The sequence below is a fragment of the Streptomyces sp. NBC_01477 genome, from assembly GCF_036227245.1.
Taxonomy (GTDB): Bacteria; Actinomycetota; Actinomycetes; order Streptomycetales; family Streptomycetaceae; genus Actinacidiphila.
The window spans coordinates 3,328,468-3,351,809 of sequence record NZ_CP109445.1; the positions used below are offsets into that span (position 1 = coordinate 3,328,468).

Genomic DNA, 23,342 nt, shown 5'->3' on the forward strand with positions numbered 1-23,342 from the left:
GGTGGTCCGCGCCCCTCGGGTCAAGCGGCTCCGGACGCTGCTAGCGCGGGCGCAGGTCCGCCAGGCGGGGCGAGGCGGGGGGACGGAGCGGGTGGGGCCGGCGGGGGGACGGCAGCGGGGCGGCCGGCTCGCCGGGACACCCGGGGGCGACCACGAGCTGCACCCCCCGGTCCGCCAGCGCCTGCAACTCCGTCGCCGCCCGCTCGTCCCCGGCCGGCGGCTCGTCCGTGACCAGATGGGTGATCAGTTCGGTCGGCACCGTCTGGAACATCGTGTCGGCCCCGAGCTTGGTGTGGTCCGCGAGGACCACGACCTCCGCCGCCGCCTGCACCAGCGCCCGGTCCACGCTGGCGGACAGCATGTTGGACGTGGACAGCCCGCGCTCGGCCGTGAGCCCGGCGCCCGACAGGAAGGCCCGGGACACCCGCAGCCCCTGGAGCGCCTGCTCGGCGCCGCTGCCGACCAGGCCGTAGTTGGAGCCGCGCAGGGTGCCGCCGGTCATGACGACCTCGACCCGGTTGGCGTGGGCCAGCGCCTGGGCGACCAGTAGGGAGTTGGTGACCACGGTGAGCCCGGGAACCCGGGCGAGGCGCCGGGCCAGCTCCTGCGTGGTGGTGCCCGCGCCGACGACGATGGCTTCGCCCTCCTCCACGAGCGAGGCGGCGAGGTCGGCGATGGCGGTCTTCTCGGCGGTCGCCAGGTGGGATTTCTGCGGAAAGCCGGACTCACGGGTGAAGCCACCCGGCAGGACCGCACCGCCGTGTCTGCGGTCCAGCAGTCCTTCTGCCTCCAGCGCGCGCACATCGCGGCGCACGGTCACTTCGGAGGTCTGGACGACGCGGGCGAGCTCACGAAGCGACACCGCTCCATTGGCCCGCACCATTTCGAGGATCAGTTGGCGACGTTCTGCAGCGAACACGGAACCGACAGTAACCCCAACGACCGCTACTTTCTGCGTTTTGCACCAAATAACGGAAGTTACGCGGCGAAGAGACCGGGAAGTGCTACGCGCCGACCGTACGTTCGCCCGCGCCGCCGCGCGCCCCTCCCGCCCCTCCCGTGCATGCCGACGCACCCGGCCACGTAACCCGTGGGCCGGGTGCGAAGGGTGGCGACGGTGTCGCGAAGGGGCCGCGAAAGGATGGTGAAGGGGCCGCGTCGTGGTCCTGACGGGACCGGCCCCCCGACAGACAGGCCCTACGACAGGCCCTGGTCCAGGCCGGTCGCCTTGCGGTTGTGCAGCTGCCGCGCCACCTCGGCGATCGAGCCGGACAGCGACGGGTAGACGGTGAAGGCGTTGGCGATCTGCTCGACCGTCAGGTTGTTGTCCACCGCGATCGAGATCGGGTGGATCAGCTCGCTCGCCTTGGGCGCGACGACCACACCGCCGACCACGATGCCGGTGCCGGGGCGGCAGAAGATCTTGACGAAGCCGTCCCTGATGCCCTGCATCTTGGCGCGCGGATTGCGCAGCAGCGGCAGCTTCACCGCCCGGGCGTCGATCCGGCCGCTGTCCACGTCGGCCTGCGAGTAGCCGACGGTGGCGATCTCGGGGTCGGTGAAGACGTTGGAGGACACGGTCTTGAGGTTCAGCGGGGCCACCGCGTCGCCGAGGAAGTGGTACATCGCGATCCGGCCCTGCATGGCCGCGACCGAGGCGAGCGCGAAGATGCCGGTGACGTCGCCCGCCGCGTAGACGCCGGACGCGCTGGTACGGGAGACCTTGTCGGTCCAGATGTGGCCGGACTGGGTGAGCTTCACGCCCGCCTCCTCCAGGCCCATCCCGGAGGTGTTGGGGATCGCGCCGACCGCCATCAGGCAGTGCGTGCCGGTGATGACCCGGCCGTCGGTGAGGGTCGCCTCGACCCCGTCGCCGACCCGTTTGACCGACTGGGCGCGGGAGCGCGACATCACGTTCATGCCGCGCCGCCGGAAGACGTCCTCCAGGACCGCGGCGGCGTCCGGGTCCTCGCCCGGCAGCACCCGGTCGCGGGACGAGACGAGGGTCACGGTCGAGCCGAGCGCCTGGTAGGCGCCGGCGAATTCGGCGCCGGTGACGCCGGAGCCGACCACGATCAGCTCGCGCGGCAGTTCGTCCAGGTCGTAGACCTGGGTCCAGTTCAGGATGCGCTCGCCGTCCGGCATGGCGTCGGGCAGTTCGCGCGGACGCGCGCCGGTGGCGACCAGTACCGCGTCGGCGGTGAGCCGCTGCTCGGTGCCGTCCGCGGCCGTGACGACGACCGTACGGGTGCCCACCGCGGTCTGCGGCCCGTCGAGCCGGCCGCGGCCGCGCATCACGGTGGCGCCCGCCCTGGTCACCGAGGCGGTGATGTCGTGCGACTGGGCCAGCGCGAGGCGCTTGACCCGGCGGTTGACCTTGCCGAGGTCCACCCCGACGACCCGGGCCGCGCGCTCCAGCGGCGGGGTGTCGTCGGCGACGATGATGCCCAGCTCTTCGTACGAAGAGTCGAAGGTCGTCATCACCTCGGCCGTGGCGATGAGTGTCTTGGACGGTACGCAGTCGGTCAGCACCGACGCACCGCCCAGCCCGTCGCAGTCGACGACGGTCACCTCCGCGCCGAGCTGCGCTGCCACCAGCGCCGCCTCATAGCCGCCGGGTCCGCCACCGATGATCACGATCCTTGTCACGTACCCCATTGTCCCGCACGCGCCAAGTGCTCACCGACAGGGGGCACCGCTGCCCCGCGCTTCCCGGCCCCGAGGCGATGCCGCTCCCGTACCCTCGTCCTCATGTCGCTCTACGCCGCTTACGCAGGCAACCTCGACGCGCGGCTGATGACGCGCCGCGCCCCGCACTCCCCGCTGCGCGGCACGGGCTGGCTGAACGGCTGGCGGCTGACCTTCGGCGGCGAGCAGATGGGCTGGGAAGGCGCGCTCGCGACCCTGGTCGAGGACCCGGCCAGCCAGGTCTTCGTGTGCCTCTACGACATCGCGCCGGTCGACGAGGAGTCGATGGACCGCTGGGAGGGCGTACCGCTGCAGATCTACCGGCGTACGACCGTACGGGTGCACACCCTGGACGGCGACCTGGCCTCGTGGCTCTACGTGCTCAACGACTACGAGGGCGGCCTGCCCTCGGCGCGCTACCTGGGCGAGATCGCCGACGCGGCCGAGTCGGCGGGGGCGCCGCACGACTACGTGATGGGGCTGCGCAAGCGGCCCTGCTGAGGGCGCGGCCGTTTTCGGCCACTTCCCCGACAGCCCGCAGGTCGGCCGTCAATTGTCGGATGCTCCTATTTCCTGAACAGTCGACGTCAGGCCGTCTACGCGCGTAGGCCCTGACAGGTTACGCTCAGCGCGTGAACGCTTCTGTGAACTCCGACCCCTATGCCGCGGCCGACGCCGCCGCCGCCCGTCTGCGTGCGCTGACCGGTGCGCAGACGCACGACGTCGCCCTGGTCATGGGCTCGGGCTGGGTGCCCGCCGCCGACCAGCTGGGCGCGGCGGACGCCGAGCTGCCGATCACCGAGCTGCCCGGTTTCCCGGCGCCCTCGGTGGCCGGCCACGCGGGCCGGGTGCGCTCGGTCCGCGTCGGAGGCGTCCGCGCGCTGGTCTACCTCGGCCGCACCCACCTGTACGAGGGCAAGGGCGTCGCGAGCGTCGCACACGGGGTCCGCACGGCGGTGGCCGCGGGCTGCAAGACGATCGTCCTCACCAACGGCTGCGGCGGGCTGCGGCCCGGCTACCGCCCCGGCCAGCCGGTGCTGATCAGCGACCACATCAACATGACGGCGACCTCGCCGATCGCCGGCGCGAATTTCGTCGACCTCACCGACCTGTACTCCCCCCGGCTGCGCGCCCTGTGCCGCGACATCGACCCCACCCTTGAGGAGGGCGTCTACGTCCAGCTGCCTGGCCCGCACTACGAGACGCCCGCGGAGATCGGCATGGTCCGCGCGATAGGCGGTGACCTGGTCGGCATGTCCACCACCCTGGAGGCGATCGCCGCGCGCGAGGCGGGCGCCGAGGTGCTGGGCATCTCCCTGGTCACCAACCTCGCCGCCGGTATGACCGGCGCGCCGCTCAACCACGAGGAGGTGCTGGCGGCGGGCCACGAGTCGGCGACCCGGATGGGCACGCTGCTCGCCGACCTCCTCGCCCGGCTCTGACCCACCCGGCTCCGGCCCGCCCGGCTCCGGCCCGCCCGCGCGGGCACGGGGCCGCCCGGGCAACCACCCGGCCGCCGCAACCGTCCCACCGGGGACGCGCTCCGAAGGGGCGCGAGAAGTGCGCCGAAAGGCGCGAGAAGTGCGCGACCAGCCACAGCGCACCGGCACTGTGAAAGCCACCGCAAGGGGAGGCATCCTCATGGAAGACCTGATCGCCCGCGCCCAGGCATGGGCGGCCGAGGACCCGGACCCCGAGACCCGGGCGGAACTCGAAGGACTGCTGGCCGCACACGACCTCCCCGAGCTGGCCGACCGCTTCGCCGGCACCCTGGAGTTCGGCACCGCAGGCCTGCGCGGCGCCCTCGGCGCCGGCCCGATGCGCATGAACCGGGCCGTCGTGATCCGCGCCGCCGCAGGCCTGGCCGCGTACGTACGCGCGCACGGCGGCACGTCCGCCGTCATCGGCTACGACGCCCGCCACAAGTCGTACGACTTCGCCCGCGACACCGCCGCGGTGATGACCGCGGCCGGCCTGCGCGCGTACCTGCTGCCCGGCCCGCTGCCGACCCCGGTCCTCGCCTACGCGATACGCCATCTCGGCGCCGACGCGGGCGTGATGGTGACGGCCAGCCACAACCCCCCGCAGGACAACGGCTACAAGGTCTACCTGGGCGACGGCTCCCAGATCGTGCCGCCCGCCGACGCGGACATCGCCGCCGAGATCGCGGCGATCGGGTCGCTGGCGTCCGTACCGCTGGCCGCGGACGGCTGGGACGTGCTCGGCGCGGACGTCGTCACGGCGTATCTGCGCCGGGCGGTCGCCGTCCTCGAACCCGGCGGCCCGCGCGAGCTGTCCACCGTCTACACCCCGTTGCACGGCGTCGGCCTGGGCACCCTGACCGCGGCCTTCGAGCAGGCGGGCTTCACCGCGCCGCTGGCCGTCGCCGAACAGGCGGTGCCCGACCCGGACTTCCCCAGCGTCGCCTTCCCCAACCCGGAGGAACCCGGCGCGATGGACCTGGCGTTCAAGACCGCCAGGGACGCCGTCCCCGACCTGGTCGTCGCCAACGACCCGGACGCCGACCGCTGCGCCGTCGCCGTGCCCGACCCGGCCGCGGACGCGGGCTGGCGGATGCTGCGCGGCGACGAACTGGGGGCGCTCCTGGCCGCGCACCTCGTACGGCGGGGCGCCGCCGAGCCCGGCCGGGACGTCCTCGCGGCGAGCATCGTGTCGTCCTCGCTGCTGTCGAGGATCGCAGCCGCCGCCGGGCTCGGTTACGAGGACACCCTGACCGGCTTCAAGTGGATCGCCCGGGTGCCGGGCCTCCGCTACGGCTACGAGGAAGCGCTCGGCTACTGCGTCGACCCCGACGGGGTCAAGGACAAGGACGGCATCAGCGCGGCCCTGCTCATCGCGGAGATGGCCGCCGGCCTCAAGCGGGAGGGCCGCACGCTCGCCGACGTCCTGGACGACCTCGCCGTCGCGCACGGCCTGCACGCGACCGACCAGCTCTCCGCACGGGTGGCGGACCTGTCGCTGATCGCGGACGTGATGGCGCGGCTGCGGGCGGAGGCTCCGGTGGAGCTTGCCGGGCTCGCCGTCGTCACGGCGGAGGACCTGCTCGACGGGGCGGGTGGCCTGCCGCCGACCGACGGCCTGCGCTACCGCCTGGCCGGCGGGGGCGTGTCGTCGGCCCGGGTCGTGGTCCGGCCAAGCGGAACCGAGCCCAAGCTCAAGTGCTACCTGGAGGTGGTCGTCCCGGTCGACGGCGACCTCGCCGCCGCCCGCGCCACCGCGACGTCCGTCCTGGCGGCCCTGAAGTCCGCGCTCGCCTCAGCGGCGGGCCTCTAGGACGACCCGCTTCCCTCGGCGGCGACCCTCTTGAGCCGGCCCCCTCCCGCACGGGGACATGCCCTCCGCCCGGGGTGCGCCCTCCCCCGGGGGGCTCCCTCACCCCGGGGGGCGCCTCGGCTGGCGGTACGCCCCCTGCCCGGGGGGGTGCCTCTATGTCTTTCGTCAAGGCATCTCTGCCGGTTTTGGGGTAGTTCGGTGTTGTTGGGGTTAGGCGGCGAGCTCGACGCCTTTCGGTGCCCGAGTCTCATAGAAGGTGCCGTCGCGGAGCATGGCGAACAGGACGCTGATGCGTTGGCGGGCGAGTCGGAGGAGTGCTTGGGTGTGGGTTTTTCCGCGGGCTCGTTGCTTGTCGTAGTAGGTCCGGGAGGCGGGATCGGCGTTCATGCAGGCGAAGGCGGATAGGAACATGGCGCGTTTGAGCTGCCGGTTTCCGCCTCGGGGGGCGTGTTCGCCGTGGATCGAGGTGCCGGATTGTCGGGTGGTGGGGGCGAGGCCTGCGTAGGAGGCGAGGTGGGCGGCGGTGGGGAAGCTGGTTCCGTCGCCGACGGTGGTCAGCAGGACTGCGGCGGTCCTGACACCGACGCCGGGCATCGAGGTCAGGACCTGGGAAAGAGGGTGGGCCTCCAGCAGGGTGTTGATCTGGGTTTCCATCGCCCGGCGCTGGGTGTGCACGGCGGCCAGGGAGGCGGCCAGGGAGGGGACGACGATGTCGAGGGTGCCGGTGCCGGGGACGACGACGGTCTGCTCGTCGAGCGCGTCGAAGACGTCGTCGATCAGCCTGTGGGCCATGCGCGGGGCCTTCGGGCGGATCAGTTCCACGAGTCTGCGGCGGCCGGCTTTGCGCAGGGCGGCCGGGGAGCCGTGGCGTTCCAGGAGCCAGGTGACGGCCTGGTGGTCCAGGCGGGGGCCCAGGACGCGCTCCAGGCTGGGGTGGAACTGGGTGAGCAGGCCGCGTATCCGGTTGCTGGTGCGGGTGGCCTCGGCGGCGAGGTCCTGGTCGAAGCCGGTCAGCACGGTCAGCTCGGCGGTGATCTCGTCGGTCAGTTCCAGGGAGCGCAGGGTGTGCGGCATGGTTCGCGCGGCGTCGGCGATGACGGCCGCGTCCTTGGCGTCGGTCTTGGCCTCGCCGGGGTAGAGGTCGGCGATCCGTCGCATGGCCAGGCCGGGCAGGTAGGCCACCTGGCAGCCGGCGTCGCGGGCGACGGCCAGGGGCAGGGCGCCGATGGAGGCGGGCTGGTCCACGATGACCAGGACGGTGCCGAACTTCGTGGTCAGCTTGTCGAACACGGCCCGCAGCTTCGGTTCGCTGTTGGGCAGCGGCTTGTCGAAGACCTTCTTCCCGGTCGGGGTGAGCCCGTGCCCGTGGTGGGCGGACTTGCCGACGTCCAGGCCGAGGAACACGCCCACGTCTTCGATCTCGAACATCGCGCCCTTCCAGGGGGTTTGACGATGCCGGCCTCGGCTCGGGTGTCGTGCTCGCGCATCCACGTTATGCAGACCTGCCGCCCGCGAACTGTCCGGCGTTGCGCCGGACCGGGCGGTGGCCGGACCTCTGATCAGCGTCTCCGACGAACACCCCCGGACCCGGTGACACCACCCCCCAGGTCATGCCTTCGACAGGGGGCAACAGTCATGCCGGGCCCGGAGGCCAGCGATCCCGTTGCAGGACCACGAAAAACATAACGGGGTACGCCTCGCGTGGGCGGGCCGCCCGTCCACCCAGGGGTACGCCTCGCGCTGGCGGTACGCCCGTCCACCCAGGGGTTACGCCTTGCGTGAGCAGGCCGCCCGTCCACCCGGGGGTACGCCTCGCGCTGGCGGTACGCTCCTCCGCCCGGGGTTGCGCCTCGCGCTGGCCGTACGCCCGTCCACCCGGGGGTTACGCCTCGCGTGGGCGGGCCGCCCGTCCGCCCCGGGGGCGCCTCGCGCTGGCGGTGCCGTCCGCGAGCAGGTGGCGGAGCCCTCGCGCAGGCAACGGAACGCGGAGACCCGTGCGGCGAGTCACGACGCGGCCCGGCGTGCGGGCTCGGGCGCGGCCACCGCTCGGGGGCGTGGGGGCCTCCGGGGCCGGCCCAGGAATCACGAAAGCCGCCCGCAGGGGCTAGCTGAGGGACAGCAGGACGATCAGGACCACCGCACCGGCCGCCGCAGGGGCCAGGACCTCCCAGCACCAGCGCACCACCGGCACGGTGGACTCGCCCTCCGCCACCTTGCCCTCGTGGCGCTCGGCCAGCTCCCGCAGTTCACTGAGCGCCTGGTCCGACCAGGCCCGGATGGTCGGGTCCGCCCCCGGCACGGGCGAGGACCTGCGCCCGTACGCGGGCCGCCTCCCCCCGCCGCCCGGCGTGAACGCGTCGTCCCCCGCCGCCTTCACCTTGGCGTCCTGCCTGGCCGCCCGCTTGCGTGCGCGCAGCGAGACCGGGATGGCCCAGAGCTGGTACTTCTTGCCGCCGGCCAGCATCTCCGTGGAGTACGAGGACCGCACCCCGTCGACCCCGGCCCACGGCACGGTGATCGTACGGAACGGGTTGCGCACCCGGATCCGGTCGGAGTTCGCGAAGACCGCGGGCCGCAGCGTGAGCGCCACGATGAGCGGCAGCGCGAGCAGCAGTGCCGCGATGGCCAGCCAGGGAGTGTGACCCTTGCCATTGGCGATGGCGTCGCCGCCGAGCCAGCACGCGACCGCGACCAGCCCCACTCCGCCGACCATCCCGGCCATCGAGCGGTAGGCGCGGTCGGCGTACTTCGGCTGCCCGGGGCCGGCGCTGTCCGGCGGCGGCGTCGGGCGGTCGGACCTCGGACTCGTCATAACGACCGATTGTGCACGACCCCGCCCGCCGCCCGGGCCACGACCCGGTTGCGTTCCCGTCTCGACGCCGCCCCGCGGGCACCGCCGGGAGGCCAGGGGCACCCGGGGGCGCCCCGAGGTGGTCGGGCCTCGCCCGCCGGGCGCCCCGACGCCTTGGCGTCACCCGGGGGCGCCCGGGAGGCCGGGGCACCCTGAAACGCCTCGGGCCACCGCCGACCACAGCCGCCCGGGGGCCGCCCGGAAACGGCCGACCCTCACTCCAGGGCCGCCCCGGGCCGCCCCGCGGGCACCGCATACCCCGGCCCCCGGGCCACCCCGGGTAGTGACACGCCGCTACGCGCGTAGATATGCTGGGCTGGTGACCATGTCCTCAGTTGTTCCCGCATACGGCCCCGACGCCCCCGGGCGACTGGCCGGCCTTGCCGATGTCACGGCCTCGGACGCCGCCCTGCGGCGGTTCCTGCACGGCCTGCCCGGGGTCGACGCCGTCGGCCTCGACGCCAGAGCCGCCGGCCTCGGCACCCGGTCGGTCAAGACGACCGCGAAGGCGTACGCCATCGACCTGGCGATCTCGATGATCGACCTGACGACCCTGGAAGGCTCCGACACCCCCGGCAAGGTCCGGGCGCTGTGCGCCAAGGGGCGCAGGCCGGACCCGACCGACCCCGGCACCCCGCATGTCGCGGCGATCTGCGTCTATCCCGACATGGTCGCCGTGGCGCGGGAAGCGCTGGGCGACGACTCCGGCATCAGCATCGCCTCGGTCGCGACCGCCTTCCCCGCGGGCCGGGTCGCGCGGCCGGTCAAGCTCGCCGACACCGCGGACGCGGTCGCCGCGGGGGCCGACGAGATCGACATGGTCATCGACCGCGGCGCCTTCCTGTCCGGGCGCTACATGGAGGTCTTCGAGGAGATCAGGGCGATCAAGCAGGCCTGCGTCCGCCCCGACACGTCCGCCGCCCACCTCAAGGTGATCTTCGAGAACGGCGAGCTGTCGACGTACGACAACATCCGCCGCTGCTCCTGGCTGGCGATGCTGGCCGGCGCCGACTTCATCAAGACCTCCACCGGCAAGGTCGCGGTCAACGCCACCCCGCCCAACACCCTGCTGATGCTGGAGGCGGTACGCGACTTCCGCGACGCGGTCGGCGTGCAGGTCGGGGTCAAGCCGGCCGGCGGCATCCGTACGTCGAAGGACGCGATCAAGTACCTGGTGATGGTCAACGAAACCCTCGGCGACGACTGGCTGTCGCCCGACTGGTTCCGCTTCGGCGCCTCCAGCCTGCTCAATGATCTGCTGATGCAGCGGCAGAAGCTCAGCACCGGCCGGTATTCCGGTCCCGACTACGTCACGGTGGACTGATCGTCATGGCCAATGAGAAATTCGCCTACGCACCCGCGCCCGAGTCCCGCGCGATCCTCGATCTGGCGCCGTCCTACGGGCTGTTCATCGACGGTGAGTTCACCGACGCCGCCGACGGCACCGTCTTCAAGACCGTGTCGCCGTCGAGCGAGGAGGTGCTGGCCGAGGTCGCTCGGGCCGGCGAGGCCGACGTGGACCGCGCGGTGAAGGCGGCCCGCAAGGCGTTCACCAGCTGGAGCGCGCTGCCGGGCGCGGAGCGGGGCAAGTACCTCTTCCGTATCGCCCGTATCCTCCAGGAGCGCGCCCGCGAGCTGGCGGTGCTGGAGTCGCTGGACAACGGCAAGCCGATCCGCGAGACCCGGGACGTCGACCTCCCGCTGGTCGCCGCGCACTTCTTCTACTACGCCGGCTGGGCCGACAAGCTCGCGCACGCCGGCTACGGTCCCGACCCGCGCCCGCTGGGTGTGGCCGGGCAGGTCATCCCGTGGAATTTCCCGCTGCTGATGCTGGCCTGGAAGATCGCGCCCGCGCTGGCCGCGGGCAACACCGTGGTCCTCAAGCCGGCCGAGACCACCCCGCTGTCCGCCCTCTTCTTCGCCGACATCTGCCGGCAGGCCGGGCTGCCGCGCGGGGTCGTCAACATCCTTCCCGGTTACGGTGACGCGGGCGCCGCGCTGGTGGCGCACCCGGACGTGGACAAGGTCGCCTTCACCGGCTCCACCGAGGTCGGCCGGGCCATCGCCCGTACGGTCGCCGGCTCGCGCAAGAAGGTCACGCTCGAACTCGGCGGCAAGGCCGCGAACATCGTCTTCGACGACGCCCCGATCGACCAGGCCGTCGAGGGCATCGTCAACGGCATCTTCTTCAACCAGGGCCATGTGTGCTGCGCGGGTTCGCGGCTGCTGGTGCAGGAGTCGGTGCAGGAGGAGGTGCTCGACGCGCTCAAGCGGCGGATGGGCACGCTGCGGGTCGGCGACCCGCTGGACAAGAACACCGACATCGGGGCGATCAACTCCGCCGAGCAGCTGGCCAGGATCACCGCGCTGGCCGAGGCGGGCGAGGAGGAGGGCGCCCGGCGCTGGGCGCCGGCCTGCGAACTCCCCTCCTCCGGCTACTGGTTCGCGCCGACCCTCTTCACGGGTGTCACCCAGGCCCACCGGATCGCCCGCGAGGAGATCTTCGGCCCTGTGCTGTCCGTACTGACCTTCCGCACCCCGGCGGAGGCGGTCGAGAAGGCCAACAACACGCCGTACGGCCTGTCGGCCGGCATCTGGACCGAGAAGGGCTCGCGCATCCTGTCGATGGCGAACAAGCTGCGGGCCGGGGTGGTGTGGGCCAACACCTTCAACAAGTTCGACCCGACCTCGCCGTTCGGCGGTTACAAGGAGTCCGGCTACGGCCGGGAAGGCGGCCGGCACGGCCTGGAGGGCTACCTCGCCGGAGCGGCCGGCCCGGCGGGCGAGCGTGCGAGCGAGAAGGGGAGCGCGACCAATGAAGGCGCCTGAACAGCAGTCCCGTCTTTCGGTGTTCAAGACCTACAAGCTGTACGTGGGGGGCAAGTTCCCGCGTTCCGAGAGCGGCCGGGTGTACGAGGTGACGGACTCCAAGGGCGGCCAGTGGCTGGCCAACGCGCCGCTGTCGTCCCGCAAGGACGCCCGTGACGCGGTCGTCGCGGCCCGCAAGGCGGTGCCCGGCTGGTCGGGCGCGACCGCGTACAACCGCGGGCAGGTGCTCTACCGCGTCGCGGAGATGCTGGAGGGCCGCCGCGAGCAGTTCGTCCGCGAGGTCGCCGAGGCCGACGGGCTGTCGAAGGCCAAGGCCGCCGCCGCGGTGGACGCGGCGGTGGACCGCTGGGTCTGGTACGCCGGCTGGACCGACAAGATCGCCCAGGTGGTGGGCGGCGCCAACCCGGTGGCGGGACCCTTCTTCAACCTGTCCACCCCCGAGCCGACCGGCGTGGTCGCGGTCCTGGCCCCGCAGGACTCGTCGCTGCTCGGCCTGGTCTCCGTCCTGGCCCCGGTGATCGCCACCGGGAATTCGGCCGTCGTGATCGCCGCCGAGCGCGCCCCGCTCCCGGCACTGTCCTTCGGCGAGGTGCTGGCCACCTCCGACGTGCCCGCCGGCGTGGTCAACATCCTCTCGGGCCGCACCGCGGAGCTGGCCGCGCCGCTGGCCGCCCACCAGGACGTCAACGGCCTCGACCTGACCGGCGCGGGCGCCGAGCTGGCCGTGGAGCTGGAGGTCTCGGCGGCCGACACCCTCAAGCGGGTCCGCCGCCCGTCGCCCGAGGACTGGACGGCCGACCCCGGCACGGGCCGCCTGACGGCCTGGCTGGAGACGAAGACGGTGTGGCACCCGATCGGCGTCTAGCGCCCGGCGTCAGCCGGTCAGCAGGCCGCTCACCGGTCCGACCAGCGGCAGCGTGCCCAGCGAGCCGCCGCGGGTGATCGGCGCGGTCAGCGCGGTGGTCGACAGCGGCTGGAAGTCGGCGACCTGGGTGCCCAGGCCGTTGTCCAGTGGGTCCACCCCAGTGTTCGCGAGCGGGTCCAGCGTGAGGTCGCGGGCCGGCGCCACACCGGCGGCCAGCGCGCCGGTCACGGTCTGGACGGGCAGCACGTCCAGCGGGAGCGCGTCCAGCGCGCTGTCGGGGGCGGCCGTCCCGGCGGGCGCCGGGGTGGCCGCCGCCGCGGCGGCGGCCGGCACGAGGGTCGCCGCGGCGGCGGTCAGGGTGAGGGCGAGAGCTGTACGCAGGGAGGGCATGGGCACCTGGGCCTTGTCGGGGGCGGACACTTGCTTTCCGGGCTCAGCGTAATGGAACGAGTGCGGTGAGTAGTTGCCCTACCGCGGGGGATCACCCGGGCGGGGATGCGGGAGAATGATTTCCCGTGAGTTCACTTCCCGCTCGTGTGATCCTGCTGGCCGGCCCTTCGGGCTCGGGCAAGTCCTCGCTCGCCGCGCGCACGGGGCTGCCGGTGCTCGCGCTCGACGACTTCTACAAGGACGGCGACGATCCGTCGCTGCCGGTGCTGCCGGGCGGCACCGGGATCGACTGGGACGCGCCGCGGTCCTGGAACGCCGACGCGGCGGTCGCCGCGGTCGCCGCGCTGTGCGCGGAGGGCGTCGCGGACACGCCTGTCTACGACATCGCCGCCAGCGCGGCCGGCGGCTGCGCCCGGCTGGACCTGGGGGGCTCGCCGCTCTTCGTCGCCGAGGGGATCTTCGCGGCCGAGATCGTTGCCCGCTGCCGCGAACTGGGGCTGCTCGCGGACGCGGTGTGCCTGCGCGGGCGGCCCGCCACGACGGCGCGTCGGCGGTTCGTGCGGGATCTTCGCGAAGGCCGGAAGGCGGTGCCGTTTCTCCTCCGGAGGGGCTGGCACCTCATGCGCGCGGAGCGCGCCATCGTCGACCGGCAGGTCGCGCTGGGCTGCCACCCCTGCGGTGCGGATGAGGCGCTGCCTCGCATTCTCGCGGCGCCGATCACCGAGGTTGCGCCTTCCGCGGGGAGCGCCCGATAGCGGTGCGCCGTCCCCCGGCGTGGGGTGCCCCTCCGCCGGCGCGGGGCTGCGCTGCCCGCACGGCGGGGGGTGCCCCTCAGGGGCGCGAGGAACTGCGCGCTCAGCCACGATGCGCCGTCGTGTGCGGACGGGCCGCACCACCCCAGGGGCGCGGGGAACCGCGCGCCCAACCCCCACCCACCGTCACGTACGAACGCACCGCACCACCCCAAGGGCGCGAGGAACTGCGCGACCAGCCCCCACCGGGGCGCGGGTCGTCACCGACCCGAAGGGTCTCTTCGGTCCGCTCCGGACCACCGGCCGGTGGGGGTTGCTCGCGCAGTTCCCCGCGCCCCTGGTAGGCACCCCCCTTGCCGAAGAGGCACCGCCAGAACCCCCACCCACCGTCACGTGCAGACGCACCGCCACCACCCCAAGGGGCGCGAGGAACTGCGCGCCCAGCCCCCACCGGGGGCGCGGGTCGTCACCGACCCAAAGGGTCTCTTCGGTCCGATCCGGACCACCGGCCAGTGGTGGGTTGCTCGCGCAGTTCCCCGCGCCCCTTATGGGCACCCCCCTGCGTCAGGGGACCCCAACCCCGCATCAGCGGGTGGGCACCCCCTGCCGAAGGGGAACCGCACACCCCCGCGCCCGGGGGAAGCGCACCCGCCGACGCAACCGGCACCCCGGACCCGCGCCAGCCGAAGCGCACCCGCCGACGCAACGGCACCCCGGACCCGCGCCAGCCGAAGCGCACCCGCCGACGCAACGGCACCCCGGACCCGCGCCAGCGGAGGCGCGCCCCCTCGCGGAGGGGAACCGCGGCACCCCGCGGGCCGGGGAGGCCGGGCATGGACGTAGTACAGGGCCGGACGGCCTCCCCCCGGCCGTCCGGCCCCGTGCTTCCCCCGTACCCCCGTACCCCCCGGGTCTGCTAGGCGACGAGTTCGCCGAAGGCGGACTCCTCGTCGCGGCCGAAGCTCAGTGCTTCGTCATCGCGCATCCGGCGCAGGGAGCGCCAGATGCTGCTCTTCACCGTGCCGACGCTTATGCCGAGTATGTCGGCGATCTCCGGGTCGGTGCGGCCCTCGTAGTAGCGGAGCACCAGCATGGTGCGCTGCTGCTCGGGCAGGCGGGCGAGCGCCTGCCACAGGACGGCGCGCAGTTCGGTGCCGCCCATCTCGTCGGTGTCGCCGACCGTCTCGGGCAGTTCCTCCGTCGGGTATTCGCTGAGCTTGCGCCGCCGCCAGGCGCTGATGTGCAGGTTGGTCATGGTGCGGCGCAGATACCCGCCGACGGCGGCCTTGTCGCTGATCCGGTCCCACGCCCGGTACGTGGACAGCAGCGCGCTCTGCAGCAGGTCCTCGGCCGCGAAACGGTCGCCGGTCAGGTGGTACGCGGTCGCGTAGAGCGAGGCGCGGCGCTCCTGCACGTACGCGGTGAACTCGGCCTCCGTGTCGACCGAGGGGACGGTCGGCGCGGCCGGCTCCAGCGGTGTGATGTACGCGGGCCGCTGCTTGACCACCGACGTGCCGGCGGTGCGTCCGGCGCCGCGGGCGTACCCCCGTCCGCTCGCGGCGCCGGACATCTCGGTGGACCTGGCGAAGGAGTGCGCACGCGTCGAGTGGACCGCGGCGGTGGTGGTGCCGAGCAGTGCGTTCATGTCGCGCCCCCGTCGATGGAACCTTCAGCGTGGTTTCCGGCGTCGCAGCCTGTGCGGCGTGCGCTGTCCGAAGTGGCTCCAGCCTGCCGGGCCAGTTTCATGGGGCTGTCCGCCGAGTGTCACAGGCCCGTCACAGAGCCCGCCGCCCCGGGGGGTGCCCGGGGCACGGGTTGTCCCCCGCACTTCATCCGGCCGCCGGAGGTAGGCAACAATGTCCGGCGTGCCCTTCCTGTTGCTGATCGAGGATGACGACGCCATCCGCACCGGTCTCGAACTCGGCCTGTCCCGCCAGGGTCACCGCGTGGTGGCCGCGGCGACGGGCGAGGACGGCCTGAAGCTCCTCAAGGAGCAGCGTCCCGACCTGATCGTGCTCGACGTGATGCTGCCGGGTATCGACGGCTTCGAGGTGTGCCGGCGTATCCGGCGCACCGACCAGCTGCCGATCATCCTGCTCACCGCGCGCAGTGACGACATCGATGTGGTCGTCGGCCTGGAGTCGGGGGCCGACGACTATGTGATCAAGCCGGTGCAGCCCCGGGTGCTGGACGCCCGGATCCGTGCCGTGCTGCGCCGCGGCGAGCGGGACAGCACCGACTCCGCCGCCTTCGGCTCGATCGTCATCGACCGCAACGCCATGACGGTGACCAAGGACGGCGAGGATCTCCAGCTCACCCCGACCGAGCTGCGGCTGCTGCTGGAGCTGAGCCGCCGGCCGGGCCAGGCGCTGTCCCGCCAGCAGTTGCTGCGGCTGGTGTGGGAGCACGACTACCTGGGCGACTCGCGCCTGGTGGACGCGTGTGTGCAGCGGCTGCGCGCCAAGATCGAGGATGTGCCGTCGTCGCCCGCCCTGATCCGTACCGTCCGCGGCGTCGGCTACCGCCTGGACACGCCGCAGTGACTTCCGGCACGGGCGGCAGGTGGGGTTCCGGCCTGCTGCGGTGGACGAGTCTGCGGCTGCGGCTGGTCGCGGTCTTCGCGGCGGTCGCGCTGACCGCGGCGGTGTCGGTGTCCGGCATCGCGTACTGGCTGAACCGCGACGCCGTGCTGACCCGCGCCCAGAACAGCGCGCTCAACGACTTCCGCGACTCGCTCCAGCGCAGCGCCGCGTCGCTGCCGGTCAGCCCGACCTGCCAGTCGCTGGACAGCACGGCGAGCCGGATAGGCGACTCCGACACGTATCAGGTGGTGCTGATCAGCACCGCGCCCGACAGCCAGGAGTGCGCGGCGACGTCGAACCGCGACGTGTTCACCCTCGACGATGTGCCGGCGACGCTCCAGAAGGCCGTCAACACCGTGCACACCAATGACCACAAGTACCACCTGCACTGGGAGCGGATCTCGCTGGAGGGCCGCCCGTACCTGGTGGCGGGGGCGCGGATCAACGGCGACGGGCCGACCGGCTACATGCTCAAGTCACTGGACGCCGAGCGCAAGGACCTCAATTCGCTGGCCTGGTCGCTGGGCATCGCCACGCTGCTGGCGCTGATCGGCTCCGCGCTGCTGGCGCAGGCCGCGGGCGCGGCGGTGCTCCGCCCGGTGCGGCGGCTCGGCGAGGCGGCGCAGCGGCTGGGCGAGGGGCATCTGGACACCCGGCTGAAGGTGTCGGGCACCGACGAGCTGGCGGAGATGTCGCGGACGTTCAACAACGCGGCGGAGGCGCTGGAGACCCGGGTCGAGGAGCTGAGCGCCCGGGAGGCGGCCAGCCGCCGCTTCGTCGCGGACATGTCGCACGAGCTGCGTACCCCGCTGACCGCGATCACCGCGGTCAGCGATGTGCTGGAGGACGAGGCGGAGGCGCTCGACCCGATGATCGCGCCCGCCGTACGCCTGGTGGTCAGCGAGACCCGGCGGCTGAACGAACTGGTGGAGACGCTGATGGAGGTCACCCGGTTCGACGCGGGTACCGCGAAGCTGCGGGTGGACGAGGTGGACGTCGGTGAGCAGGTGATGGCCTGCATGGACGCGAGGGCCTGGCTGGACTCGGTGGAACTGGACGCGCCCCGCGGGCTGCTGGCCACCCTCGACCCGCGGCGGCTGGACGTGATCATGGCGAATCTGATCGGCAACGCCCTCAAGCACGGCGGTTCGCCGGTCCGGGTCACGGTCCGCGGTACGGGTCCTGAGGGCGACGAGTCCGGTCCTGACGGCGGCGGTACGGACACGGGTCCCGACGGCGGCGACGCGGGCGAGATCGAGATCGCGGTCTCCGACCGCGGGCCGGGCATCCCCGAGGAGGTGCTGCCGCACGTCTTCGACCGCTTCTACAAGGCCGACGCGTCCCGGGCCCGCTCCGAGGGCAGCGGGCTGGGCCTGTCCATCGCGATGGAGAACGCGCACATCCACGGCGGCGACATCACCGCCGCGAACGGCCCGTCGGGCGGCGCCGTCTTCACCCTGCGGCTCCCCCGCCACCCGCGCCAGGACGAGGCGTCCGACGCGGTCAACGGCGGCGGCCAGGGCGCGCCCGGCGGCGCGGGGGGCGGTGCGCGATGAGCGGGTGTTCCGTGCCGCCCCGGCGGCGTTGGCGCTCCGGCGGGCTCGCGGCGAGCGGCGCCGTGCTGCTCGCGGTGCTGCCGCTGGCCACCGGCTGCGGCATCCGTACGACCTCGGTGCCGGTCGACGCGGGACCCGCGCCCTCGCGGGCGTCCTGCGCCATACCCCAGGCCGAGAATTCGCCCGACGCGGCGGACGCGGCGGTGGAGCAGGTCTACCTGGTGTGCGGGATGCAGACCACACCGGTGCCCCGGACGGTACAGGTGCGGGTGCGCCCGGCCGGCCGGGTCGCGCAGGTCAGGGAGTTGGTCGCCCAGCTGCACCGCAGCGTGCTGGGGGACGAGGCGAAAGCGGGCTTCGCCACGGCGGTGCCCGGCACGCTGGAGGTCTCGGGGCCCGATCCCGGCGACCCGGACGACGCGCTGCGGCTCGGGCAGCCGATCGGGGATCTGCCGTCCTTCGCACTGGCGCAGATCGTCTGCACGATCGCGGTGAGCCCGCTGGCCTCCGCCGGCCACAGCGTGGTCCTCGGCGGCTCGGAGGACGGCAGCAAGGTCCGCCGCTACACCTGTACGCCGGACCTGCGCACCCAGCCGCAGGCGGCCGACACGGCGGGCACCGAGCTGCCCTGACGCGGGCGGCGGCCGGCCGACGTGCGGAGCGTCACACCCCGGTCACGGGAACCGGACGGCGCGGCTCCCGCGTCTTGGGCGGTGTGCAGCACGAAGGCTCCATGTACCGGGTGCGCGCGGCCGGGCTCCTGCTGACCGCCGCCTACCTCGCGTTCGCCGCCTGGCTGCTGCTGCGCCCGCATTACGTGGCGTGGGTGCCGTCGCCGAATCTGCGGCCGTTCGGCACGATCAGGGACGACCTGCAGATGGGCTCCGCGCAGGCGGCCCGCCGTCTGCTGGCGGGCCTCGGCCTGCTGGCGCCGCTCGGCATCCTGCTGCCGATGGCCGGCGGGCGGGTCGAGACGTCGGGGGTGGCGTCCTTCGTCCGTACGGTCTTCGCCGGGCTGATGGTCTCGATATCGGTCGAGTTCACCCAGACCATGGTCCCGGGCCAGCTCTTCGACGTGGACGCGCTGATCCTCAACACGGCGGGCGTGGCCCTGGCGCATCTGCTGGTCGTCCCGGCGGTACGCGCCCGCCTGCGCCGCCGGGAGGCCGTACTCCTGCGCGAGGGCGCCCCCCGTACCCCTACGGAAGTGGGCGCCCCCTAGGCAGGGGGCGCCCACCGACGCGGACGGCGCTGAGGATCCGGGCGGATCAGCCGCCGATCGGGAGGCCGCCCAGCAGTCCGGCCACGGGCGCGATCTGGTTGCCGTCGAGGTGGTTGCCCGAGGGCAGCAGGCTGGAGGCCTTGCCGGAGAGTGCCGAGGTGCCCTTGGAGAGGGCGCCCTTGGCGCCGGCGGCGGAGGTACTGGCCCCCGGTACGAGGTTGGCGGCCGAGGCGACCGGGAGGGAGCTGAGCACATCGGTGCCGGCCAGGCCGGTAGTGGCGGCGGCGGACGCGCTGCCGCCGGCCGCGGCGGCGAAGGCCAGGCCGAGCGCGGTGGTCGCGAGGGTCTTCTTGGTTCGAGTCTGCATAACTCCGGAACGTAGCCACGCCCTCACCTGCCGTGCAACCGGCGTGGCGCGCCCGCGCCGCCCTCCCGGGCGCACCCGCCGCCTCGTGCGCTCAGCCCTCGGCGACGGCGGAACCGCTGGCCAGTGGCCTTTCCGCGGTCGTGTGCTCGAAGAGCCATTCGGCCTTGAGTTCGGCGTAACCCGGCTTGATGACCTCGTTGATCATGGCGAGACGTTCATCGAAAGGGATGAACGCGGACTTCATCGCGTTGACGGTGAACCACTGCATGTCGTCGAGCGTGTACCCGAAGGCCTCGACCAGGTGCTCGAACTCGCGGCTCATGCTCGTCCCCGACATCAGGCGGTTGTCGGTGTTGACCGTCACCCGGAAGTACAGCCGCCGCAGCAGGCCGATCGGATGCTCGGCGTATGAACTGGCCGCACCGGTCTGCAGATTGGACGTCGGGCACATCTCCAGCGGTACCCGCTTGTCGCGTACGTACGCCGCCAGCCGGCCGAGCGACACCTCGCCGCCGGGGCCGGCCTCGATGTCGTCGATGATCCGCACCCCGTGACCGAGCCGGTCGGCGCCGCACCACTGGAGCGCCTGCCAGATCGAAGGCAGGCCGAACGCCTCGCCCGCGTGGATCGTGAAGTGGTTGTTCTCCCGCTTCAGGTAGTCGAACGCGTCCAGGTGCCGGGTGGGCGGGTAACCGGCCTCGGCGCCCGCGATGTCGAAGCCGACGACGCCCAGGTCCCGGTAGGCGTTGGCGAGTTCGGCGATCTCCTGGGAGCGGGCGGCGTGCCGCATAGCGGTGAGCAGCGCGCCGACCCTGATCCGGTCGCCGTTCTCCCGCGCCCGCCGCTCGCCTTCGCGGAAGCCCGCGTTGACCGCTTCCACGACCTCTTCGAGGGTGAGCCCGCCCTCCAGGTGCTGCTCGGGCGCGTACCGCACCTCGGCGTATACGACGCCGTCGGCCGCCAGGTCCTCCGCGCACTCGGCGGCGACCCGGATCAGCGCGTCACGGGTCTGCATCACCGCGCAGGTGTGCGCGAAAGTCTCCAAATACCGCTCCAGCGAACCGGAGTCGGCAGCCTGCCTGAACCAGGTCCCCAGCTTGTCGGGGTCGGTCTCGGGCAGCGCGTCATAGCCGGTCGCCAGCGCGATGTCGACGATGGTGCCGGGGCGCAGGCCACCGTCCAGGTGGTCGTGCAGCAGCACCTTGGGGGCGCGGCGGATCTGGTCCCGGGTCGGAACGCCCGGTTTTGGGTTCTGCATGCACGAAACTGTACGCCCTACGCGCGTAGATCCGGTCGATCGAGCAATTATTTTCCGCCCGGCCATACTGTGCACACCCCTGCGTCTGCGATCGTTGCGGCATGGCTTCACAAGCATTACCGGCGCGTGGCGCCCGGCTCGGGCGCCCTGTCGCGCCCGGCCTGGTACCGGCGCCGGGCTGGGGGCACCTCCTGCCGGGCCAGCGGCTCCGGGGAGGCGAACGGCCGGACGGCGGGGGCGCGACCGGCGCCACCGTCCGCGCGGTGGTGCTCGCGCTGCCGGGCGGCGACGCGCTGAGCACGCGGCGCCGTTCGCCGATGGCCGCCGCCCTGATGTGGCCGCTCGCACGGCACCTGGTGCGCGAGGGCGCCGCCGACGGGGTCGCCGCGCACGTCGTCCACTACCGCTTCCGCGGCTGGAACGGCGGCCACGCGCATCCCGCGGAGGACGCGGAGTGGGCCGTCGGCGAGGCGGTACGGCGCTACGGCGACGTGCCGGTGTGCCTGGTCGGCATGGACATGGGCGGGCGGGCCGCCCTGCACGCGGCCGGGCACCCCGCGGTGGGCTCCGTGGTGGCGCTGGCCCCGTGGCTGCCGGGCGGCCCGGAGCCGGAGCCGGTCAAGCAGCTGATCGGGCGGCGGGTGCTGATCGTGCACGGGACGCAGGACGAGTCCACCGACCCGGACCTCTCCTACCGCTTCGCGGAGCGGGCCAAGAAGGTCAACCGCCAGGTGTGCAGGTTCGAGGTCCACTCGGACGGGCACGGGCTGCACCAGCACCGGGCCGAGGTCTTCGCGCTCACCACGGATTTCGTCCTGGGCTCGCTCCTGGACCAGCCCTACGCCCGGCCGGTCGCCGACGCGCTCGCGGCTCCGCCGCCCCTGGGACTCCGCATGCCCCTGGCCACGGGCTTCGGCCGCGCCCTGCGCCAGCCCCCTGCGGGGGCTCGCCGCGCCTGAGGGGCCGCCCCTTGCGGTGGCCTGTCGCCTGCTGCCCGGCGGCGGCTGTTCGCACAGTTCCCCGCACCCCTGACAGCCTGCCCTCCACGCAAGAGGGTGCCCCCAGGGGCGCGAGGAACCGCGCGCCCAACCACACCGCACCGCAAGGTACGAGCCCCACCACAGGTGGCACCCCCTCCCAGGGGCGCGAGGAACCCCGCGCCCAACCACACCGCACCGCAAGGTGCCAGCCCCACCACAGGTGGCCCCCCCAGGGGCGCGAGGAACCCCGCGCCCAACCACACCGCACCGCAAGGTACGAGCCCCACCACAGGTGGCACCCCCTCCCAGGGGCGCGGGGAACTGCGCGACGAGCCCCCACCGGCAAGCAGGCGAGCGGCCGCCGCAAGGGGCACCGCCCTGAACGGCCACCCCGCAGGGGATGTTCAGGCGATCCGGTCCAGCACGATGGGCCTGGCTTCGAAGGTCGGGGCATCAGCCACGACCGAGAAGGCCCCGGCCAAAGCCTCCTCCGCGTACGGGAACTTCCCCGGCGTGTCCGTGTGGAGGGTCAGCAGCGGCGCACCCTCCTGGACCAGGTCGCCGGGCCTGGCGTGCCACTCGACGCCCGCTCCCGCCTGGACCGCGTCCTCCTTGCGGGCGCGGCCAGCGCCGAGGCGCCAGGCGGCCACGCCGACCGCGTAGGCGTCCAGGGCCGTGAGCGTCCCCGTGGCGGGCGCCGCGATGACGTGCTGCTCGCGGGAGGTGGGCAGCGCGGCGTCCGGGTCGCCGCCCTGCGCCCTGATCATGCGGCGCCAGACGTCCATCGCCGAGCCGTCCGCCAGCGCCTTGGCGGGGTCGGCGTCCGGCAGGCCGGCAGCGGTGAGCATTTCGCGGGCCAGCGCGAGGGTGAGTTCGACGACGTCGGCGGGGCCGCCGCCGGCCAGCACCTCGACGGACTCGCGGACTTCGAGCGCGTTGCCCGCCGTCAGTCCGAGCGGTACGGACATGTCGGTGAGCAGCGCGACGGTCCGTACACCGTGGTCCGTGCCGAGGCCCACCATCGTGGCGGCCAGCTCCCGCGCGTCCTCCAGGGACTTCATGAAGGCCCCGGAGCCGACCTTCACGTCGAGCACGAGCGACCCGGTGCCCTCGGCGATCTTCTTGGACATGATGGACGAGGCGATCAGCGGGATCGCCTCGACCGTCCCGGTCACGTCCCGCAGCGCGTAGAGCTTCTTGTCGGCCGGCGCGAGGCCGTCGCCCGCCGCGCAGATGACCGCTCCGGTGTCGCCGAGCACCGCCATCATCTCGTCGTTGGACAGCGCCGCCCGCCAGCCGGGGATGGACTCCAGCTTGTCCAGGGTGCCGCCGGTGTGGCCGAGGCCGCGGCCCGACAGCTGCGGCACCGCCGCGCCGCACGCGGCGACCAGCGGGGCCAGCGGGAGGGTGATCTTGTCGCCGACGCCGCCGGTGGAGTGCTTGTCGGCGGTCGGCCGGCTGAGCGCCGAGAAGTCCATCCGCTCACCGGAGTTGATCATCGCGGCGGTCCAGCGGGCGATCTCGGCGCGGTCCATGCCGTTGAGCAGGATCGCCATGGCGAGCGCGGACATCTGCTCGTCGGCGACCTCGCCGCGGGTGTAGGCGTCGACCACCCAGTCGATCTGCTCGTCGCTGAGCCGGCCGCGGTCGCGCTTGGTACGGATGACGGAAATGACGTCCATGGTGCTCTGCTTCCTTGCAGTCTCTG

21 protein-coding genes are annotated in these 23,342 nt (G+C 73.1%); 12 read left to right on the plus strand and 9 right to left on the minus strand.

Features of this window, described 5'->3' with window-relative positions; all coding sequences use genetic code 11:
• Positions 1–40: 40 nt before the first annotated feature.
• A complete protein-coding gene (locus OHA86_RS13500; protein ID WP_443071985.1) occupies positions 41–883 on the minus strand; it encodes a DeoR/GlpR family DNA-binding transcription regulator in 843 nt (280 codons plus the stop codon).
• A 314-nt stretch (positions 884–1,197) separates the two neighbouring features.
• A complete protein-coding gene (locus OHA86_RS13505) occupies positions 1,198–2,658 on the minus strand; it encodes an NAD(P)H-quinone dehydrogenase (RefSeq protein WP_329175309.1) in 1,461 nt (486 codons plus the stop codon).
• A gap of 93 nt (positions 2,659–2,751) precedes the next feature.
• Here OHA86_RS13505 and OHA86_RS13510 point away from each other — a divergent pair, with 93 nt between their 5' ends.
• The 3 genes from OHA86_RS13510 (at position 2,752) to OHA86_RS13520 (ending at position 5,982) form a co-directional block, all read left to right on the plus strand.
• A complete protein-coding gene (locus tag OHA86_RS13510) occupies positions 2,752–3,189 on the plus strand; it encodes a gamma-glutamylcyclotransferase (RefSeq protein ID WP_329175310.1) in 438 nt (145 codons plus the stop codon).
• Between the two features lie 131 nt (positions 3,190–3,320).
• Positions 3,321–4,130 (plus strand): purine-nucleoside phosphorylase, encoded by an 810-nt coding sequence (locus OHA86_RS13515; protein WP_329175311.1) that lies wholly within the window; start codon positions 3,321–3,323, stop codon positions 4,128–4,130.
• 199 nt (positions 4,131–4,329) lie between these two features.
• Complete coding sequence (locus OHA86_RS13520) at positions 4,330–5,982, plus strand: phospho-sugar mutase (RefSeq protein ID WP_329175312.1); 1,653 nt, start codon at positions 4,330–4,332, stop codon at positions 5,980–5,982.
• Between the two features lie 210 nt (positions 5,983–6,192).
• Here OHA86_RS13520 and OHA86_RS13525 read toward each other — a convergent pair whose 3' ends face one another.
• Positions 6,193–7,410 carry an IS110 family transposase gene (locus tag OHA86_RS13525; protein WP_329175124.1) on the minus strand — a complete coding sequence of 406 codons (1,218 nt, stop codon included), beginning with the start codon at positions 7,408–7,410 and terminating at the stop codon, positions 6,193–6,195.
• Between the two features lie 676 nt (positions 7,411–8,086).
• Complete coding sequence (locus OHA86_RS13530; protein ID WP_329175313.1) at positions 8,087–8,794, minus strand: PH domain-containing protein; 708 nt, start codon at positions 8,792–8,794, stop codon at positions 8,087–8,089.
• A 364-nt stretch (positions 8,795–9,158) separates the two neighbouring features.
• Here OHA86_RS13530 and deoC point away from each other — a divergent pair, with 364 nt between their 5' ends.
• The 3 genes from deoC to OHA86_RS13545 are packed head-to-tail and all read left to right on the plus strand — an operon-like array spanning position 9,159 to position 12,527.
• A complete protein-coding gene (gene deoC / locus OHA86_RS13535; protein ID WP_329182396.1) occupies positions 9,159–10,157 on the plus strand; it encodes a deoxyribose-phosphate aldolase in 999 nt (332 codons plus the stop codon).
• Positions 10,158–10,162: 5 nt separating this feature from the next.
• Positions 10,163–11,662: an aldehyde dehydrogenase family protein gene (locus OHA86_RS13540; RefSeq protein WP_329175315.1), complete on the plus strand. Its 1,500-nt coding sequence runs from the start codon at positions 10,163–10,165 to the stop codon at positions 11,660–11,662.
• Entirely contained in the window at positions 11,649–12,527 is an 879-nt protein-coding gene (locus OHA86_RS13545) for an aldehyde dehydrogenase family protein (RefSeq protein WP_329175317.1), read from the plus strand. Before OHA86_RS13540 ends, OHA86_RS13545 begins: the two co-directional genes overlap by 14 nt.
• A 9-nt stretch (positions 12,528–12,536) precedes the next feature.
• On the opposite strand, the gene OHA86_RS13550 is transcribed toward OHA86_RS13545, so the two are convergent.
• Entirely contained in the window at positions 12,537–12,947 is a 411-nt protein-coding gene (locus OHA86_RS13550) for a hypothetical protein (protein ID WP_329175319.1), read from the minus strand.
• 95 nt (positions 12,948–13,042) lie between these two features.
• On the opposite strand from OHA86_RS13550, the gene OHA86_RS13555 reads away from it, so the two are divergent.
• Positions 13,043–13,672, plus strand: a complete 630-nt coding sequence (locus tag OHA86_RS13555; protein WP_329175321.1) for an ATP-binding protein — start codon at positions 13,043–13,045, stop codon at positions 13,670–13,672.
• Between the two features lie 913 nt (positions 13,673–14,585).
• On the opposite strand, the gene OHA86_RS13560 is transcribed toward OHA86_RS13555, so the two are convergent.
• Positions 14,586–15,314 carry a SigE family RNA polymerase sigma factor gene (locus OHA86_RS13560; RefSeq protein ID WP_329175323.1) on the minus strand — a complete coding sequence of 243 codons (729 nt, stop codon included), beginning with the start codon at positions 15,312–15,314 and terminating at the stop codon, positions 14,586–14,588.
• Positions 15,315–15,534: 220 nt separating this feature from the next.
• Between OHA86_RS13560 and OHA86_RS13565 the strand changes: the two genes are divergently transcribed.
• From OHA86_RS13565 to OHA86_RS13580, 4 genes are all read left to right on the plus strand, one after another.
• The gene (locus tag OHA86_RS13565; RefSeq protein WP_327289075.1) at positions 15,535–16,212 is read left to right on the plus strand and encodes a response regulator transcription factor; all 678 of its coding nucleotides are present in this window, start codon (positions 15,535–15,537) and stop codon (positions 16,210–16,212) included.
• Positions 16,209–17,807 carry a HAMP domain-containing sensor histidine kinase gene (locus tag OHA86_RS13570; RefSeq protein WP_329175325.1) on the plus strand — a complete coding sequence of 533 codons (1,599 nt, stop codon included), beginning with the start codon at positions 16,209–16,211 and terminating at the stop codon, positions 17,805–17,807. The genes OHA86_RS13565 and OHA86_RS13570 overlap by 4 nt, the downstream gene beginning before the upstream one ends.
• On the plus strand, positions 17,804–18,439 hold the full coding sequence (locus OHA86_RS13575; RefSeq protein ID WP_329175327.1) for a hypothetical protein: 636 nt from the start codon (positions 17,804–17,806) through the stop codon (positions 18,437–18,439). Before OHA86_RS13570 ends, OHA86_RS13575 begins: the two co-directional genes overlap by 4 nt.
• Before the next feature lie 101 nt (positions 18,440–18,540).
• The gene (locus OHA86_RS13580) at positions 18,541–19,029 is read left to right on the plus strand and encodes a VanZ family protein (RefSeq protein WP_443071986.1); all 489 of its coding nucleotides are present in this window, start codon (positions 18,541–18,543) and stop codon (positions 19,027–19,029) included.
• 46 nt (positions 19,030–19,075) lie between these two features.
• On the opposite strand, the gene OHA86_RS13585 is transcribed toward OHA86_RS13580, so the two are convergent.
• Positions 19,076–19,396 (minus strand): ATP-binding protein, encoded by a 321-nt coding sequence (locus tag OHA86_RS13585; RefSeq protein ID WP_329175331.1) that lies wholly within the window; start codon positions 19,394–19,396, stop codon positions 19,076–19,078.
• 91 nt (positions 19,397–19,487) lie between these two features.
• Positions 19,488–20,705 (minus strand): adenosine deaminase, encoded by a 1,218-nt coding sequence (locus OHA86_RS13590; protein WP_443071988.1) that lies wholly within the window; start codon positions 20,703–20,705, stop codon positions 19,488–19,490.
• Positions 20,706–20,755: 50 nt separating this feature from the next.
• Here OHA86_RS13590 and OHA86_RS13595 point away from each other — a divergent pair, with 50 nt between their 5' ends.
• Positions 20,756–21,613, plus strand: a complete 858-nt coding sequence (locus OHA86_RS13595; protein ID WP_329175335.1) for a dienelactone hydrolase family protein — start codon at positions 20,756–20,758, stop codon at positions 21,611–21,613.
• Between the two features lie 425 nt (positions 21,614–22,038).
• Here OHA86_RS13595 and OHA86_RS13600 read toward each other — a convergent pair whose 3' ends face one another.
• Positions 22,039–23,316: a thymidine phosphorylase gene (locus OHA86_RS13600; protein ID WP_329175340.1), complete on the minus strand. Its 1,278-nt coding sequence runs from the start codon at positions 23,314–23,316 to the stop codon at positions 22,039–22,041.
• Between the last annotated feature and the right edge of the window lie 26 nt (positions 23,317–23,342).

What these genes read in the sequence shown, in the direction of transcription:
- OHA86_RS13500 (WP_443071985.1), bottom strand. Translation starts at nt 883, where the DNA reads ATGGTGCGGGCCAATGGAGCGGTGTCGCTTCGTGAGCTCGCCCGCGTC.
- OHA86_RS13505 (WP_329175309.1), bottom strand. Translation starts at nt 2,658, where the DNA reads ATGGGGTACGTGACAAGGATCGTGATCATCGGTGGCGGACCCGGCGGC.
- OHA86_RS13510 (WP_329175310.1), top strand. Translation starts at nt 2,752, where the DNA reads ATGTCGCTCTACGCCGCTTACGCAGGCAACCTCGACGCGCGGCTGATG.
- OHA86_RS13520 (WP_329175312.1), top strand. Translation starts at nt 4,330, where the DNA reads ATGGAAGACCTGATCGCCCGCGCCCAGGCATGGGCGGCCGAGGACCCG.
- OHA86_RS13525 (WP_329175124.1), bottom strand. Translation starts at nt 7,410, where the DNA reads ATGTTCGAGATCGAAGACGTGGGCGTGTTCCTCGGCCTGGACGTCGGC.
- OHA86_RS13530 (WP_329175313.1), bottom strand. Translation starts at nt 8,794, where the DNA reads ATGACGAGTCCGAGGTCCGACCGCCCGACGCCGCCGCCGGACAGCGCC.
- deoC (WP_329182396.1), top strand. Translation starts at nt 9,159, where the DNA reads ATGTCCTCAGTTGTTCCCGCATACGGCCCCGACGCCCCCGGGCGACTG.
- OHA86_RS13540 (WP_329175315.1), top strand. Translation starts at nt 10,163, where the DNA reads ATGGCCAATGAGAAATTCGCCTACGCACCCGCGCCCGAGTCCCGCGCG.
- OHA86_RS13545 (WP_329175317.1), top strand. Translation starts at nt 11,649, where the DNA reads ATGAAGGCGCCTGAACAGCAGTCCCGTCTTTCGGTGTTCAAGACCTAC.
- OHA86_RS13560 (WP_329175323.1), bottom strand. Translation starts at nt 15,314, where the DNA reads ATGAACGCACTGCTCGGCACCACCACCGCCGCGGTCCACTCGACGCGT.
- OHA86_RS13575 (WP_329175327.1), top strand. Translation starts at nt 17,804, where the DNA reads ATGAGCGGGTGTTCCGTGCCGCCCCGGCGGCGTTGGCGCTCCGGCGGG.
- OHA86_RS13580 (WP_443071986.1), top strand. Translation starts at nt 18,541, where the DNA reads ATGTACCGGGTGCGCGCGGCCGGGCTCCTGCTGACCGCCGCCTACCTC.
- OHA86_RS13585 (WP_329175331.1), bottom strand. Translation starts at nt 19,396, where the DNA reads ATGCAGACTCGAACCAAGAAGACCCTCGCGACCACCGCGCTCGGCCTG.
- OHA86_RS13595 (WP_329175335.1), top strand. Translation starts at nt 20,756, where the DNA reads ATGGCTTCACAAGCATTACCGGCGCGTGGCGCCCGGCTCGGGCGCCCT.
- OHA86_RS13600 (WP_329175340.1), bottom strand. Translation starts at nt 23,316, where the DNA reads ATGGACGTCATTTCCGTCATCCGTACCAAGCGCGACCGCGGCCGGCTC.